At 69.6% G+C, this 14,981-nt stretch carries 13 protein-coding genes and 1 tRNA gene; 7 read left to right on the top strand and 7 right to left on the bottom strand.

Features of this window, described 5'->3' with window-relative positions:
* Positions 1-149: 149 nt before the first annotated feature.
* The 6 genes from VHD82_RS08250 to VHD82_RS08275 all read left to right on the top strand — a co-directional run bounded on the left by VHD82_RS08250 (position 150) and on the right by VHD82_RS08275 (position 4,344).
* Complete coding sequence (locus VHD82_RS08250) at positions 150-566, top strand: hypothetical protein (protein WP_325699000.1); 417 nt, start codon at positions 150-152, stop codon at positions 564-566.
* A gap of 2 nt (positions 567-568) precedes the next feature.
* Positions 569-796, top strand: a complete 228-nt coding sequence (locus tag VHD82_RS08255) for a hypothetical protein (protein ID WP_325699003.1) — start codon at positions 569-571, stop codon at positions 794-796.
* A gap of 22 nt (positions 797-818) precedes the next feature.
* Positions 819-1,529: a DUF2637 domain-containing protein gene (locus VHD82_RS08260; RefSeq protein WP_325699006.1), complete on the top strand. Its 711-nt coding sequence runs from the start codon at positions 819-821 to the stop codon at positions 1,527-1,529.
* A gap of 96 nt (positions 1,530-1,625) precedes the next feature.
* Positions 1,626-2,963 (top strand): replication initiator, encoded by a 1,338-nt coding sequence (locus VHD82_RS08265; RefSeq protein ID WP_325699009.1) that lies wholly within the window; start codon positions 1,626-1,628, stop codon positions 2,961-2,963.
* Entirely contained in the window at positions 2,960-3,136 is a 177-nt protein-coding gene (locus VHD82_RS08270; protein ID WP_325699011.1) for a helix-turn-helix domain-containing protein, read from the top strand. The genes VHD82_RS08265 and VHD82_RS08270 overlap by 4 nt, the downstream gene beginning before the upstream one ends.
* Complete coding sequence (locus VHD82_RS08275; protein WP_325699014.1) at positions 3,136-4,344, top strand: site-specific integrase; 1,209 nt, start codon at positions 3,136-3,138, stop codon at positions 4,342-4,344. Before VHD82_RS08270 ends, VHD82_RS08275 begins: the two co-directional genes overlap by 1 nt.
* A gap of 105 nt (positions 4,345-4,449) precedes the next feature.
* Here VHD82_RS08275 and VHD82_RS08280 read toward each other — a convergent pair.
* Positions 4,450-4,523 (bottom strand) — tRNA-Pro (locus tag VHD82_RS08280).
* A 143-nt stretch (positions 4,524-4,666) separates the two neighbouring features.
* Between VHD82_RS08280 and VHD82_RS08285 the strand changes: the two genes are divergently transcribed.
* Complete coding sequence (locus tag VHD82_RS08285; protein WP_325699017.1) at positions 4,667-5,899, top strand: glycosyltransferase 87 family protein; 1,233 nt, start codon at positions 4,667-4,669, stop codon at positions 5,897-5,899.
* A gap of 195 nt (positions 5,900-6,094) precedes the next feature.
* Here VHD82_RS08285 and VHD82_RS08290 read toward each other — a convergent pair whose 3' ends face one another.
* From VHD82_RS08290 to VHD82_RS08315, 6 genes are all read right to left on the bottom strand, one after another.
* Positions 6,095-7,288, bottom strand: coding sequence for a glutamine synthetase (locus tag VHD82_RS08290; protein ID WP_325699022.1), 1,194 nt, complete (start codon positions 7,286-7,288; stop codon positions 6,095-6,097).
* Positions 7,285-9,006 carry an IucA/IucC family protein gene (locus tag VHD82_RS08295; RefSeq protein WP_325699241.1) on the bottom strand — a complete coding sequence of 574 codons (1,722 nt, stop codon included), beginning with the start codon at positions 9,004-9,006 and terminating at the stop codon, positions 7,285-7,287. Before VHD82_RS08295 ends, VHD82_RS08290 begins: the two co-directional genes overlap by 4 nt.
* A gap of 71 nt (positions 9,007-9,077) precedes the next feature.
* Entirely contained in the window at positions 9,078-10,361 is a 1,284-nt protein-coding gene (locus tag VHD82_RS08300; protein WP_325699025.1) for a lysine N(6)-hydroxylase/L-ornithine N(5)-oxygenase family protein, read from the bottom strand.
* Positions 10,358-11,752: a pyridoxal phosphate-dependent decarboxylase family protein gene (locus VHD82_RS08305; RefSeq protein WP_325699029.1), complete on the bottom strand. Its 1,395-nt coding sequence runs from the start codon at positions 11,750-11,752 to the stop codon at positions 10,358-10,360. The genes VHD82_RS08300 and VHD82_RS08305 overlap by 4 nt, the downstream gene beginning before the upstream one ends.
* 145 nt (positions 11,753-11,897) lie before the next feature.
* Complete coding sequence (locus VHD82_RS08310; protein WP_325699032.1) at positions 11,898-12,848, bottom strand: LLM class F420-dependent oxidoreductase; 951 nt, start codon at positions 12,846-12,848, stop codon at positions 11,898-11,900.
* Entirely contained in the window at positions 12,845-14,911 is a 2,067-nt protein-coding gene (locus VHD82_RS08315; RefSeq protein WP_325699035.1) for a S9 family peptidase, read from the bottom strand. Before VHD82_RS08315 ends, VHD82_RS08310 begins: the two co-directional genes overlap by 4 nt.
* Positions 14,912-14,981: the final 70 nt, after the last annotated feature.

Below are 14,981 nucleotides of genomic sequence, written 5' to 3' on the forward strand. Positions count from 1 at the left end.
CGCACCCCAATCCGCGTGCGGGCCGGACTGGTCACCGACGAGGACATCACCGAACTCGTCAACACCTGCACCCCGCACCACCCCGACGACCGCCCCGCCGGTGTCGTCGTCCCCTTCGCCGCCTGACCGTCCAGAAAGGACACAACAATATGACCGCCGCACTCACCCCGCTGGCGAACGTGCCCAAACTCGCCGCCACCCTCATCCGCTACGTGCGGGCCACCCCGGCCCCGGAACCGGCCACCGTGACCATCCACCCCGGACAGAACCAGGTGTCGCTCCAGCCCGCCTACAGCCCGGATCCGGTGCACGCCCTCGGGGCGCTGCTGATCTGGACGCACCGCCTGACCGGCGTGACCGGCGACTGGTGGCACACCACCGGCGGGGACCTGCACATCACGCTGACTGGCCGTGGCCCGCACGGCATCACCTTCTCCGTCTACGGCGGTATCCCTCACCGGGTGGTGCAGCGTCTCGTGCGGCTCCCGCGGGGGGAGCGCGAATCGGTCACCCCCGACGAGTTGTACCGCCTTGCCCTCGAACTCCGCACCCGACAGGAGGTCTGATCGTGATCACCCTCGCGTTCCTGTGGTCCTGGACCAAACTCACCGGACTCGCCGCGCTGGCCGTGGTGCTCGAACAGATCTTGATCCCCGGTTTCTGGGTGTTCGCCCTCGTCGCCGGGATCACCATCGGCCTGTGGGTCGTGATCACGGCCGCTCTGCTGCGTGAATGGCGTGCCCAAGCCGCCGGATACCACCACCAGCTCACCAGCATCCGCCGCGACCGCTCCTAACAAGACAAGGAGACCCCCGCCAATGTCCACAACAGACATCCGGCCCCGGCGACGGCCAAGCCTCACCGAGGTGATCCGGCTGGCCGTCACGATCATCCTGGGCGGCATCGGCGCGGCGGCGGGCTTCACCCACACCCACGATTGGGCCGTCCACAACGGACAAGCCGGATGGCTCGCGTGGGCCGACGCCGTGGTGATCGAGGGCATGGCCATCGTCGCCGGGTTCGAACTCCACCGCGACCACCACAACGCCAACCGTCGCCGAATCTCGTTCCCCGCCGTCGTCCTCGTCGCGGGGATCACCATCCAGATGGCCGCACAGGTCGCCCTCGCACCCCGCACCCCCGCCGGGTGGCTACTCGCCGCCATGCCCGCCCTGGGGTTCCTGGTCGTGGTCAAGCTCCTCATGCGCCGCGCACCCACCGACACCCCCGACACCACCCCGGCGGCCGCAGAGGCCACGTCGGAGCCCGTTCCCACCCCTGCGCAGCCCGAACCGGTAGCACCGGAGATCCGCCGGCCGAATCCGCAGCCGCCGTCCCCGGCGGAAGGCACCGCCGTCCTGCCGCGCGTGAAGCTCCCGGCCCCGATGGCCGAACGCGTTCACGCCTTGGCGGCCGAGATCCGGCACGCCGGACGGGACGTCACCCCGGCCGATATTCAGCGGGTCGTGAAGGTCCCCGATGACCTGGCCGCCCGGATCGTCGCCGATCTGGCCCCAGCCATCGCCTGACCGCCCGTTCGCATCCCCCGCGTGGGGCGGGAGTACGGCACCACCGCACTTCCGCCCCGCCTCGTCACGTCGTCTCACGGAAAGGAACGACCTCCGTTGCTGACGCTGGAAGACCGCATCACCCACCGCCTACGCTCCACCGACTACCAGGCTTGGCGCGCCAAAGTCCACCGCGTCCACGGCTGCGCCAAACCCATCCGCCTCACCGGAACCCACCGACTCGAAGACGCCACCGGGACCGCCCTGCACCACTTCGCCGGAGAGTTGTTCGTCCCGTGCGGGAACCGCCGCGAATCCGTCTGCCCGGCCTGCTCCGACCGCTACGCCGCCGACGCGTTCCACCTCGTGCGCGCCGGGCTTCTCGGCGGCACCAAAGGAATCCCCGAATCCGTCACCACCAAGCCGCGGGCGTTCGTCACCCTCACCGCCCCCTCATTCGGGCCGGTGCACGCCCGGCGAGTCACCACGCGCAGCAGGGTCCGCCCGTGTGGCTGCGGGGAATACCACCGCGAAGCCGACACCCGTATCGGCACCCCGATCGACCCCGACACCTACGACTACGTCGGCTCCGTGCTGTGGCAGGCCCATGCCGGGGTCCTGTGGCAGCGCTTCGTCATGCGGCTGCGGCGAGAACTCGCCAAACGGGCCGGAATCCGTGCCCGGGAGTTCGGCGAGGTGGCCCGAATCTCCTACGGCAAGGTCGCCGAATACCAGCGGCGCGGCCTCGTGCACTTCCACGCCATCATGCGCCTGGACGGCCCCGAAGGCCCCACCGATCCCGCCCCCGCGTGGGGCAGCGCGCAACTACTCGAAGATGCCGTGTACGCCGCAGCGGCGGCCGTCACGGTCACCACCGAACGCCCCGATGGAACACCCCTCGAACTGGTCTGGGGCGAACAGGTGGACGTGCGGCGTGTCCAACCAGGACTCTCGGCAGAGGTCGAAGACGACAACGGGCAGATCAGCGAACCCCGCCTCGCCGCCTACATCGCCAAATACGCCACCAAAGGCACCGGCAAAACCGAAGCAGCCGACACCCCGATCCGGTCCGAACTCGACATTGCCCGGCTGCGGGTGTCTGAGCATCACCGGCGGATCATCCAAACTGCGTGGGAACTCGGCGGCCTGGAATCCTATGTGGACCTGAACCTGCGGCGATGGGCGCACATGCTCGGCTTCCGAGGTCACTTCCTCACCAAATCCCGCCGCTACTCCACCACCTTCAAAGTCATCCGGGGCGACCGGGCCGCCTACCGGCTGGCCGAAACCCTCGAATCCCTCGGGCTCGCACCCGAGTCCGTGACGGTCGTCAACGACTGGCGTTTCCACGGCGCCGGATACCGCGACGACGCAGAACGCGAACTCGCCGCCGGAATCGCCCAACGCATCCGCGACGACCGCAAACACCGCTACAGCAAGGAGAACCAGCAATGAGTGAGAAGCTTCTGTCTATTTCGGACTTGTCCGAGTACCTCGGAGTTCCGAAGGGCACGCTGTACCAGTGGCGCACCAAAGGGTATGGCCCGCAAGGTCGACGGGTCGGGAAGTACGTCCGCTACCGCCCCGAAGACGTTGATGCGTGGATCGACGGGCAGGGGGCGGCCTGATGGCGCGCGCGTGGGTCTACGACCGGATGAACACCAAGGACTACCAGGACGCGGTGAAGCGAGCCAAAGCCAAGGGCCGTCAACCTCCGTCTCGGTGGCTGGTCCAGTACTACGACCGCACAGGGAAGCTGCGGTCCGAGGTCGCGGCCAACAAGACGAAGGCAGGAAATCGCCGGACAGAGCTGGAAAGCTCGCTCACGGCCGGGACCTATGTGGACCCTGCGGCTGCCAAGGTCACGGTCGGCGCGATGGCTGACAAGTGGCTGGATGCCCGGCACGACCTCAAGCCTTCGACGTGGTGGAAGTACCGGGGTCTCCTGGACAACCACGTCCTTCCGCGCTGGGGAACCTCGCCCCTGAGTGCACTGGAGCGGGAAGACATCGCGACCTGGGTGACCGACCTCCTCAAGCCGAAGGCCGAAGAGGGGAGTGGCCTGGGTGCATCGCAAACCCGCCACGCCTACCGGGTGCTCGCGATGGTCTTGGACTGGTGCGTCCCTCGTCGCATTCCGTCGAACCCCGCTCGTGGGGTGAAGCTGCCGATCCCGTCCGAGGCTGAGCACGTCTACCTGACCTACGACGAGATCGAGGCCCTGGCGGACGCGGCTGGGAGTCTGAAGACGAAGTACGACGTGCCGACCGCGTCGGCGGCCGTGAACCGCGCGATGATCCTGCTGCTGTCCTATACCGGCCTGCGGTGGGGCGAGGCCGCCGCACTGCGCATTGGCAGGGTGGACCTGATCAAGCGGCGGCTCCGGGTGCTCACGACCTTCTACGAAGTGAACGGCGTCCAGAGCGAGGGCCTGCCGAAGACCGGCAAGCACCGGACCGTGCCGATTCCGGCGTCCCTCGTGCCGGAGCTGAAACGGGTGATCAACGGTCGCACGGACAACGAGCTGGTGTTCCGCACGGCGCGGGGGCATTCCCTGCGGGCGAACAACTGGCGGGTGCGGGAGTTCAACGCTGCGGTGAAGGTCGCCAAGCTGACCGACAAGGGACTCACCCCGCACAAGCTCCGGCACACCGCTGCGTCGCTCTCGATCGCGGCCGGGGCGGACGTGAAGGTCATCCAGCACATGCTGGGTCACAAAGACGCGGCGATGACCCTGAACATCTACGGGCACCTGTTCCCGGATCGGCTGGACGAGGTCGCGGACGTGCTCGACATCCGCCGTAAAGCAGCCATCCGGAAGCGCCGCGCGGCCTGAAACGAGAACCGCCCCGGTGTGGCATGAATGTTGCATGCCCCGGGGCGGTTCTCTCGTTCTTCGCTTTTAGCAGCCCGTCTACCTGCGTAAACGTTCCGCTGACCGTCGGGACGACAGGATTTGAACCTGCGACCCCTTGACCCCCAGTCAAGTGCGCTACCAAGCTGCGCCACGTCCCGGCCGGCACCTCATCGCGTGAGGTGTTGCCGACAGCCTATAACGCCCCGTCAACGCGCGTTCAACCAGGGGCGTCCACGGCGGCTGCCTGCGGGAACGTACCGCGGCGCGGGGACGGTCACGCGACGCCCTAGAGTGTGGCGCGATGCGTAAACACCTGTGGGTCATCCCTGTGCTGTGCGCTGTGTGGCTGTTCTTCGCGTTCCGCGGGATGTTCACGGCCATGCCGACGCGGCCCCAGATCGACCTCGAGGTCTACCGCTACGGGGTCCAGGCGTGGTGGGACGGCCACGACCTTTACGGACCGCTCCCGGCGGTCGCCAACGGCGCGCAGTTGCCGTTCGTGTACCCGCCGTTCGCCGTGCTCATTCTGAGCCCGCTCGTGCTGCTCCCGTGGGACGCGGCGGTGGTCACGCTCTACGTCATCAGCACGCTGTGCCTCGGCCTCACGTTGTATCTCGTCTCCAGGGTGGCGGTGCCGCAGCTCGGGCGCATGGGGGGCTTCGTCGTCGCGTCGGTGGCGTTGCCGTTGACGGTGTTCCTCGAGCCGGTGTCGCAGACGTACCAGTTCGGCCAGGTCAGCCTGATCATGATGGCCCTCGTCGCCATCGACTGCCTCGCCGGGAAGACGCTCTGGCCACGCGGGTTCGGCATCGGGCTGGCCGCGGCGATCAAGCTGACGCCCGCCGCGTTCATCCTGTTCTTCCTGGTCCGCCGGGACTACAAGTCCGCGATCCGGGCGGGCATCACGTTCGCGGTGGCGGCGGGCATCGGGTTCATCACCGACTTCAAGGCCTCGGTCCAGTACTGGTTCAAGGGCGGGCTCTCCGGCGGCGGCGTCAGCGGCACGGCGTTCAAGACGAACCAGACGATCGAGGCCACGTTCGTCCGCATGGGCCTCCCGGGCGCGGCGGAGAAGGCGCTCTGGATCGTGGTGGTCCTAGCCCTGCTGGCGATGGTCGCGACGGCGATGCGGCGGTCCGGGCCCGCGCTCGCGCTGATGGCCAACGCGGGGCTGGCGCTGCTGGTCTCCCCGACGTCGTGGTCGCATTACTACGTGTGGGTCGCGCCGACGCTGCTGGTGATCATCGCGTATGGCGCGCGGCGGGCGTACGAGCGGTCGTGGCTGGCTGCGGCGTGGTTCGCGTGGGGCGTGTTGACGGCGGTGTTCTTCTGGCTGGCACCGTTCCACGACCTGCCGGACACGGACTTCCCGATCGTGCACATCCACTGGGACTGGCCGCAGCAGCTGTCCGCGGCGACGTATCCGCTGGTCGGGGTGGGTTTGCTACTCGCGTTCGCGATCCCGCGGCTGCGCAGCCCACGCCTGGAACCCGCCTTGCCGCCGAAGACCCCGGTCGGCGCCGGACAGCACTGAGGCGTAGTCGTCCTTGTGGTGCCCGCAGTCGCCGGCACCGCCTACCACGACGGAGACCCGCTCGCGCTTCAGCGGCAGGCATCCACCAGGCGCCGGCGGCGCGACGAATCAGTCGCAGGACATCACCTGGATGCTCACACGGGACGATCTCCACGGGTCGCTCTCGGTCAGGAACAACGACCGCTGGTGACCGCCTCACGCGCGCAGGACGCCGCGACGGCGCTGCCAATCCGTGACGGCATCACAGCCCTCATCGACCTCCGCGCGCAGCAGGGCGGCTTGCTGGGCGGCGAGTTCCTCACCCAACAACGAAGGCACCCGCTTTCCCAACGCCGCCAACGCCTCCCACGGCGTCGTGCACAGCGCACCCACCTCCTCGCCTGCCGGAGGCGGCGCAAGGCCCTCCTCGATTCCGGCGCGGCCGGCGGCAAGCAGGGCCGCGACGACGAGGTGCACTTGCGCATCGGCACCGGCGAAACGGAATTCCAGGCGTGACGAATCGCCGTGACCGGCCACGCGGACGGAACAAGTACGGTCGTCGACGCCCCATTTCAGGACGCGCGGGGAAAACGGCGCGGTCCGCAGCCGCACGTAACTGTTCCAGGTCGGGGCCCATAACGCGGTCAGTGCCCGGGCATCGCGCAGGACACCGGCCAGGAACGAATCCATGGGCGCGTCGCGAATCGACAAATGGACATGACAGGAATTGCCCTGCCCGGACTGCGGGGCCGCCAGGTAGCTTGCCGTGACGCCGTGCCGGGCGGCGACCGAACGGACGATCAGCTGCTGCAGCATCGCGTCATCACAAGCGGCCAGCGCGTCTCGGTGCCGCAGCACGATTTCGTATTGTCCGGGATGGCATTCGGCGCGGGCGGATTCGACGCCGAGCGGTTCCAGCGCCTCGCGCAGATCGGCCAGCAGCGGACGTAATCGCTCAGTGCCGCCGACGGCGTAGTCCACACCGTGCGCTGTCAGCGGCCCATCGGAATCCGACAGGACGAACTCGTGCTCGATACCGACCGAGGGTACGAAACCCAGATCCGCCAAGGCATTCAGCTGCGAGATCAGCACCTGCCGCGGCGCCGCCCGCACCGGTGAACCGTCGGGCCATCCGGCGTCACACACGACGCCGTGCACACCGTCGGGGAGTGCGACCGAACTCGCCAGATCCGGGCGGATGAGCAGGTCGCCGTAACCGCCAGAGTAATACGGCAGCGGCTCGCGCTCGGGTGTCCACGCGAAAACGTACGTGCACAGGCCGTAGCCGCGCTCCAGGACCTCCTCGTCGAAGAACCGGCGCGAGAGTTCCACCGCGGCGAACCGGGCATGCGGATCGGGAACCAGCAGCAGGACCCGGGAGGCCGAGTCCGGCAGGGAACGTGGTCTCACCAGGCACCGGCCTGGTCGGGGGCGTGCAGCGGGTTCGGCGCCCGGCCCCAGCGCACATCGAACTCGTCGTCCCGTTCCACCTTGTCGAAACCCTTGCCCGCCAGGTGTTCCCGGTTCAACGTGACCCGCTCGACCTCGGCCGCGAACAAGCGGCAGGCATCGAACCGGGTGGCGACGTCCGGGTTGCCCGCACGGTAGGCATGCACGATTTCCCTGACCAGTTCCCAGAATCGCGCCCGCGACAGGTCCACGTCGTCGAACAGGATTTCGGCCCAGAACCGCAGCTGCCCGGAGAACACCGAGCTGAACAGCGACTGCGCCAGCAGATGCGCGGGCCAGCGCAGCATTTCCACCTCGGGGTCGAGCGAGGCGTAGCACTCCAATTCCTCATCGAGCAGATCCACGCCCTGCGCGAAATCCTTGATCGCCACGCGCAGCGGACGCCCGCCGGCATCGACGATCAGGATCAGGTTCTGGCCGTGCGGGCAGAAACCGACGCCATAACGCAGCAACCACTGCAACAGCGGGGTCAGCGTCAGATCCAGCACTCGGGTGAGCCACTGCTCCGGTTCGAGACCGCTGCGCCGGATCAGCTCGGTGAGCACCGAGTTGCCGTCAAGGTCACGATACGGCAGGGCGGCGAACGAGATCGCCTGCTCGTCTTCGGCCAAAGTGGACAGCAGGGGCTCGCGCCACAGCGCACCGAGGGTCTCGTGGAACCGGTAGGGAAGTTCTTCCAGGTTCCCGAAAATCGGATGCCGGACGGATACGCTCGCCACCTCGCCGAGCAGTTCGAACCGGTACTGCTCGGACAGCAGCGGGTCTGCCGCCGAGACCTGCTTGAGCCAGCTCGTCACGGCAGGCCCGGCGAGCGTGGCCGCGGAGTCGAGCCCGCGATACACCAGCGTGTTCCGCACCGAGACGGCCGTCTTCACGTCACGACGACCCGGCCTGCTCACGTTCGCGAGCGTCCGGACAGTCTGATGTGGACGGTAGTGGTCGCGGCTGGGCCCGAGGTCGATGAGCACCCCGGTGGCCAGCTCCGCCGCGTAAAGAGTGCCGACGATTTCGTCGGCCTGCCAGGGATGTACGGGCAGCCACAGGTAGTCCGCCGGATCGCCGACCTCCTCGACCCGCTGGGTGAACTCCGTGCGCTGCTCGGCGTCGAGCTCGTCGAGCAGCAGTAGCTGCTCCCCCAGCTCCGCCACCGAGCGGAACTGCGCGTGGTCGCGGTGCACGGCGAACCAGCGGAGCTGGATGTCGGCACCGGATTCGGGCGCGTACAACGCCCTGTCCGCAGCGGAAAACCCGACGCGCCCCTTGTTCAGCACCAGCCGCGGATGCCCCGTCAGGTGCCCGTCCGCGAGGTTATAATCCATTGTGGACAGTTTCTGAGCCGATGGTGCGTCCTGCAGCCGGGTGGCCTCGTTCGCGACCGTGGACGTCAGCTCCGCCAGCACGTCGGCCAGCCGCAGTCCGGTGAGCCCGAGTACCGTGCGCGCGTCGACGACCAGGACCCGGGGGTCTTCGGCCGGAACTCCGTGCCGCAGCGCCGTTCCCGGCTGGACCGACCACGAGTCGAAGGCCCCGCGCCGGGCCTTGAACTCGTACGTCACGGACCCGGGCAGCACAAGCCGCCAGCCGCGATACGCGCCGGGCACCTCGTCCCCGGTGGGCTCGGGCTCGAACAGCCCCTCGTAGGAAAGCTCGCCGAGCATCTTGTGCAGGACCAGGGAACCGGCCTGCCGCCAGGCCTGTCCGTCGTCCAACTGCTCGTCCGGATTGGTGATCACTGCTCCTCCGTACTGCTCAGCCCGAACCGGGTGAACGCCGTGCGCGACGGCAACGGGTAGACCGCGCGCCCGCACACGCTGTTGACGATCGACGCCGCGCGCCACGCGGCCAGCCCGAGATCCGGCGCGCCGACGCCGTGGGTGTGCCGTTCGGCATTCTGCACGTACACCGAACCGTCCACACCGGACAGCCGCAACCGGAAATCCCGTTCGACGACCGGCCTGCCCCGCCCGTCGGTCTCGATGCGATCGGCGAGAGGGCCGAGCAACGTGTCCAGCGGCGTCTCGGCGTAGCCGGTCGCGCAGATTACCGCGTCGGCCCGCCATACGGCGGCGGTGCCCTGCTGTTTGTGGTGCAACTCCAGGGAGATCCGGCCGTCGTGCGCGCCGGCGACGACCTCGACCCCCGGGGTCAGCTCCACGTCGGGCCAGCCGTCGAGACTGCGGCGATACAGCTCGTCATGTATCGCGGCGATCGTGTCCGCGTCGATTCCCTTGTACAGCTGCCATTGCGCCGGCACCAGCTCGTCGCGCACCGGCTCGGCGAGCGCGTGGAAGAACCGGGTGTAGTCCGGGGTGAACTGCTCCAGCCCCAGCTTCGAGTATTCCATCGGCGCGAACGAGGGCGTGCGCGCCACCCAGCGCAGACCGCCCGGCACGGCGCGGTTGCGCAGCAGGTCGAGGAAGATCTCGGCACCGGACTGCCCCGAGCCCACCACGACCACCTCGCCGGCGGCCAGCAGCTTTTCGCGCTCGGCAAGGTAATCCGCGGAATGCAGTACCGGCACCGCCGGATCCGCCGCCAACGCGCGCAAGGATTCCGGCACGAACGGCGCGGTGCCGACTCCGAGCACCACGTTGCGCGCACGCACCGGCTCGCCCTCGGCCGGCTGCAACGAAAAGGACCCGCCGCCAAAGGAAACCGACTCGATCTCGACCCCGAAGTGGCAGCTGTCCAGTCGCTCGCCGGCCCAGCGGCAGTAGTCGTCGTACTCCGCGCGCGCCATGTGGAACTTCTCCGCGAAATAGAACGGGAACAGCCGCCCGCGCTCGCGCAGGTAGTTCAAAAAGGACAGTTCGCTGGTCGGGTCGACCAGCGAGACCAGGTCGGCGAGGAACGGCACCTGGATGGTGGCACCCTCGATCAGCAGCCCCGGATGCCACCGGAACTCCTTGCGCCGCTCGAACATCGCGACCCGCAGCCCCGGCACGCCGTCGGCCAGCGCGGCGAGCGAGAGGTTGAACGGGCCGATCCCGACCCCGGCGAGGTCCACCGTCACGAGGCGACCGCACCTTCGGTGAGGTCGGCGTGCGCGGCCGCCACGGTCGCGTCCAGCACGCCGAGGTAGTCCGCGACGGTCGCGTGTGGGTGCAGCAGGGTGAGCTTCAGCCAGACGTCGCCGGGCGGCATGGTGGCCCGGCCGACGATCGCCGTGCCCGCCTCCAGCAGTACGCGCCGTACCTGCGCCACATCGCCGGACCGCGGCCGGAACAGCACCGTGGACAGGGTCGGGCGGCCCCACAGCTCCAGCGACGGATGCCGCTCGATCGCCGACGCGACCTCCTGCGCGGTGCGGCAGCAGCGCTCGATCAGCTCACCCAGCCCGTCGGTGCCCAGCGCGCGCAGGGTGACGGCCATTCGGAAGGCGTCGGGCCGCCGGGAGGTGCGGATGGAGCGGCCGAGCAGGTCGGGCAGGCCGGCTTCGGTGTCGTCGTCGGCGTTCAGGTACTCCGCGCTCACCGACAGGGCCTGCAGATCGGCGGCTTCGCGGGCGGCGAACAGGCCGGCCGAGATCGGCTGCCAGCCGAATTTGTGCATGTCGAGTGCGACCGAGTCCGCCTCGGCCAGCCCGTCGAACAACGGCCGCAAAGCCGCGCTGCACAAGGCCAAACCGCCATACGCGGCGTCGACGTGCAGCCGCGCGCCGTGGGCGCGGCACACCTCCGCCAGCTCACGCAGCGGATCGATCTCGCCGGTGTTCGTGGTGCCGGCCGTCGCGACGACGACGGCCGGACCATCCAGCCTGCGCAACGCCTCGTCGAGCGCCGCGGGACGCATGCGTTCGCCGTCGCAGTCCACGACCAGCGGGGCCGGGAGCCCGAGCAGCCAGGCCGCGCGCGCGACGCTGTGGTGGGCGTTGCGGCCGCAGACCGGACGGACCGCGGGCTCCTTTTCCCGCGCCAGCAACAGACCGAGCAGGTTCGACTCGGTGCCGCCCGTGGTGACGACGGCGTCCGGCGTCGCCGCGTCCGGGTAGCAGAGCCGCGCGATCGAGGCGCAGAAAGCGCTTTCCACCTCGCTGGCCACCGGCGCCTGGTCCCACGAGTCCATCGATGGGTTCAGCGCGCTCGCCGCGACGTCCGCCGCCACCGAGACGGCCAGCGGCGGACAGTGCAGATGGGCCGCGCAGCCCGGTTCGGCCGGGTCGACCGAACCGGCCGCGAGCAGCGTGCTCAGCTCGGAAAGCGCTTGCTCGGCACCCACCCCGCGGGCGGGCACCAGTGACCCGGCCGCCGCCACCGCGGCGGCGACCGCGGCGGGACCACCCACGGGGCCGGGTGCCGCGCGCTCGACCGAACCCGCCGCTATTCCGTTGAGCACCAACGGAATCAGCTCCGCGAGCCGCTCATGCCCGTACCGCCCGCCGGCCAGCGCTGCCGAATCGCCCACTGATCACTCCCTTAGGTATGCCTACGCTAAGCCACGATACGGGCGCAGGTGGCCTAGGGATACCTCCCGCGCGGCACTTTCCCACCAAAGTGCCCCTCGCGGGCCCGGGAAAGAAGACTCTCCGGGACGAATGCACCCGCCCGGATCAACGGGGAGCGAGCGCCTCGATCTGCGGGCCGGGGTCGTCACCGGTGGGCAGCAGGGCGATGACCGGCGTGCTCAGGCCGTTGTCCACATAGGACTGGACGCGCTCGCGGCAGGCGTCCGGGTGCCCGTGCACGACGAGGTCGTCGACCACCTCGTCCGGGATCGCCGCGTTGGCCCCCTTGCGGTCCCCGGCCGCCCACAGCTCGTGCATCTTCTTGAGCTGCTCGCCGCGGCCGAGCCAGTCGTGGAACTTCGCGTACACCGGCACGGTCAGGTAGCTGCTGATGAGCATCCGGCCCAGCCCGCGCGCGGCGTCGGCGTCCTCGGTCGGGCAGACGAACAGCCGCGCCACCAGCTCCACGTCCGGCCCGATCTCGGCGCGCACCTTCGGCACGTCGGTCGGGGCCAGCCAGTTCGTGATCGCGCCGTCGGACTCCTTCGCGGCCAGCTTGAGCATGCCCGGGCGCAGCGCGGCGAGCATCACCTTCGGCGGCTTCGCCGGCACGCGCTCAAGCTTGAACCGGTTGACCGAGAACGTCGGGTAATCCTCGGTGACCTTCTCCCCCGCCAGCGCGGCGCGCAGGAATCGCAGCGTGTCCCGCGAGCGGCCGAAGGGCTCGGTGAACTCGGCGGCGTTCCAGCCCGACACGATCACCGGCGAGGACGTGCCGATGCCCAGCACGAACCGGTCCGGCGCCGCCTCGGCGAGGGTGGCCGCGCTCATCGCGAGCAGGCCGGGGCCGCGCGTGTAGATGGGCACGATCGCGGTGCCGAGCCGCAACTGCGGCGCCCACTGCGAAGCCAGCAGCAGCGGGGAAAACGCGTCGGTGCCCGCTGTTTCGGCCGACCACGCGTCGGTGTAGCCGAGGTCGGGCAGCCGCTCGATCAGCGGCCGGTGCTCCAACAGCGGGACGCCCGTCAGCGGGATCGTGATTCCCCAGCGCTTCACCGGTTCAGCTCCTTCTTGATCCACTCGATCTGCACCTTCATCAGGTTTTCGGCCACCTCTTCGGCCTGCGGGGTCATGTGCGTGGCGCCGACCAGCGGCAGGAACACGTGTTCCCGGCCGGCGGCCAGCAGCGCCGACGACAACCGCAGCGCGTGCGCCACGAACACGTTGTCGTCGGCCAGCCCGTGCACGATCAGCAGCGACCGCCGCAGGCTCGCGGCGTCGGCGAGCAGTGAGTTCCGCTCGTACGCCGCCGGATCGTCCTGCGGTTTGCCCAGGTAGCGCTCGGTGTAGTGGGTGTCGTACAACGACCAGTCCGTCACCGGCGCGCCCGCGACGGCGGCGTGGAAGACGTCCGGGCGGCGCAGCACGGCGAGCGCGGACAGGTAGCCGCCGTAGGACCAGCCGCGGATCGCCACCCGCTCCAGGTCCAGCTCCGGGTGCTCGGCGGCCGCGGCCGCCACGGCGTCCACCTGGTCAGCCAGGGTGACCTCGGCGAGTGCGCCGGCGACCTCCTTCTCCCACGCCGGACCGCGGCCTGGCGTGCCCCGGCCGTCCGCGACCAGCACGGCGAATCCCTGGTCGGCCAGCCATTGCGAGGTGAGGAAGGCGTTGCGGCTCTGCAGCACGCGCTGCGCGTGCGGCCCGCCGTACGGGTCGAGCAGCACCGGGAGCTTGTCGCCCGGTTTGTGGCCGGCCGGCAGCAGCAAGGCCGCGCGCAGGCCGCGTTCACCGAGGGTGAGCCACTGCGGACGCGGCACCAGGCCAGGGTCCACCGGGTAGGAATCGACCTTCGCGACCGGTTTTCCGTCCCGCAGCACGGAAACCTCGGGGCCGGCGTGCTCCAGGCTCCACGACGAAAGCACCGTCACCCGAGCGTTGCCTGCCCCGATGTGGATACCGTCCGAAGTGGACAGTCGGGTGACCGGGCCGGTGCGGTACACGTGGATCTGCGTCGGGTCTTCGTCGGAGGCGCTGAACAGCACCTCGTCGCCCACGTCGAGCACCGAGCGGACCTGTAGCCCCGGCTCGGTCACCGGCTGCCCGTCGATGATCAGCCGGTACGAGCCGTCGGCGGCGCTGACGTGCACCAGCCGCCCGTCGGTGGTCCAGGCGGGCACCCCCGGCACGATCTCGACCCACTGCTCGTCGGTCTCGGTGTGCAGCAGCTTGGTCTGCCCGGTCGCCGGGTCCACCGAGTGGATCTCCAGTTTCCGCTGGTCACGGGGCTGCACGGCGAGCAGCGGTGGTCCGCCGGCCGACCAGTGCACGGCGACGAGGTACTCCCAGTCGCCGCGCGCCACGTCCACACGCGTGCCGTCGAGGCCGAGGAACGCCAGCGACACCTCGACGTTCTGCGTGCCCGCCGCCGGGTACGCGACGGTGTTCACCGGCGTGTTCGGGTTCGCCGGGTCGGAAATGTTCCAGCGCGGCACGCCGGACCGGTCGGTGCGCTCGACGAGCACGCTCGCACCGTCCGGCGACCACCAGTAGCCGCGCGCCCGGCCGAGCTCCTCGCCCGCGATGAACTCCGCGAGACCCCAGGCGATGTCCTCGCCCTCCTCATCCGCCAGCACCCGGTCCTCGCCCGAGGCCAGCTCGATCACCCGCAGCCGCCGTTCGCGGACGTAGGCCACGTGCGTGCCGACCGGGTTCGGCCGCGGGTCGATCACCGCGCTGTCGACGAGCCCGGTGACCGCCCTGGTCTCCAGGTCGACGGTGAACAGCTTGCCGGACAACGAAAACGCGGCGATCCGCGATTCGGCGTCGGTCGCGTAGCCCACCACGCCACCGGCGCTCTCGCGGCTGCGCTCGCGACGGGCGCGCTCCTCGGGCGGCAGCTTTTCCTCACCCGGCAGCAGCTCGGCGGCGTCGACCACCTTCGTCTCCGCGCCCGACTCCAGATCCAGCTCCCACAGGCTGTTCCGCCGGTCGACGCCCGACTCGGAACGCAGGAAGAGCACCTTCCGCTCGTCCGGGCTGATCCGGAACTCTCTGGGCGTGCCGAGGGTGAAGCGCTGGGTGCGGGCCTGTTTGCGGAGAAAGGGAAGCTCGTCGGTCACTCTGGCACTCTTTCAGACGTGACGGACGGGAGCCAGCACCGCGGGCGCCCGGCGGATCCCGGAACGGAAC

The organism is Amycolatopsis sp., from assembly GCF_035546795.1.
Lineage (GTDB): Bacteria > Actinomycetota > Actinomycetes > Mycobacteriales > Pseudonocardiaceae > Amycolatopsis_E.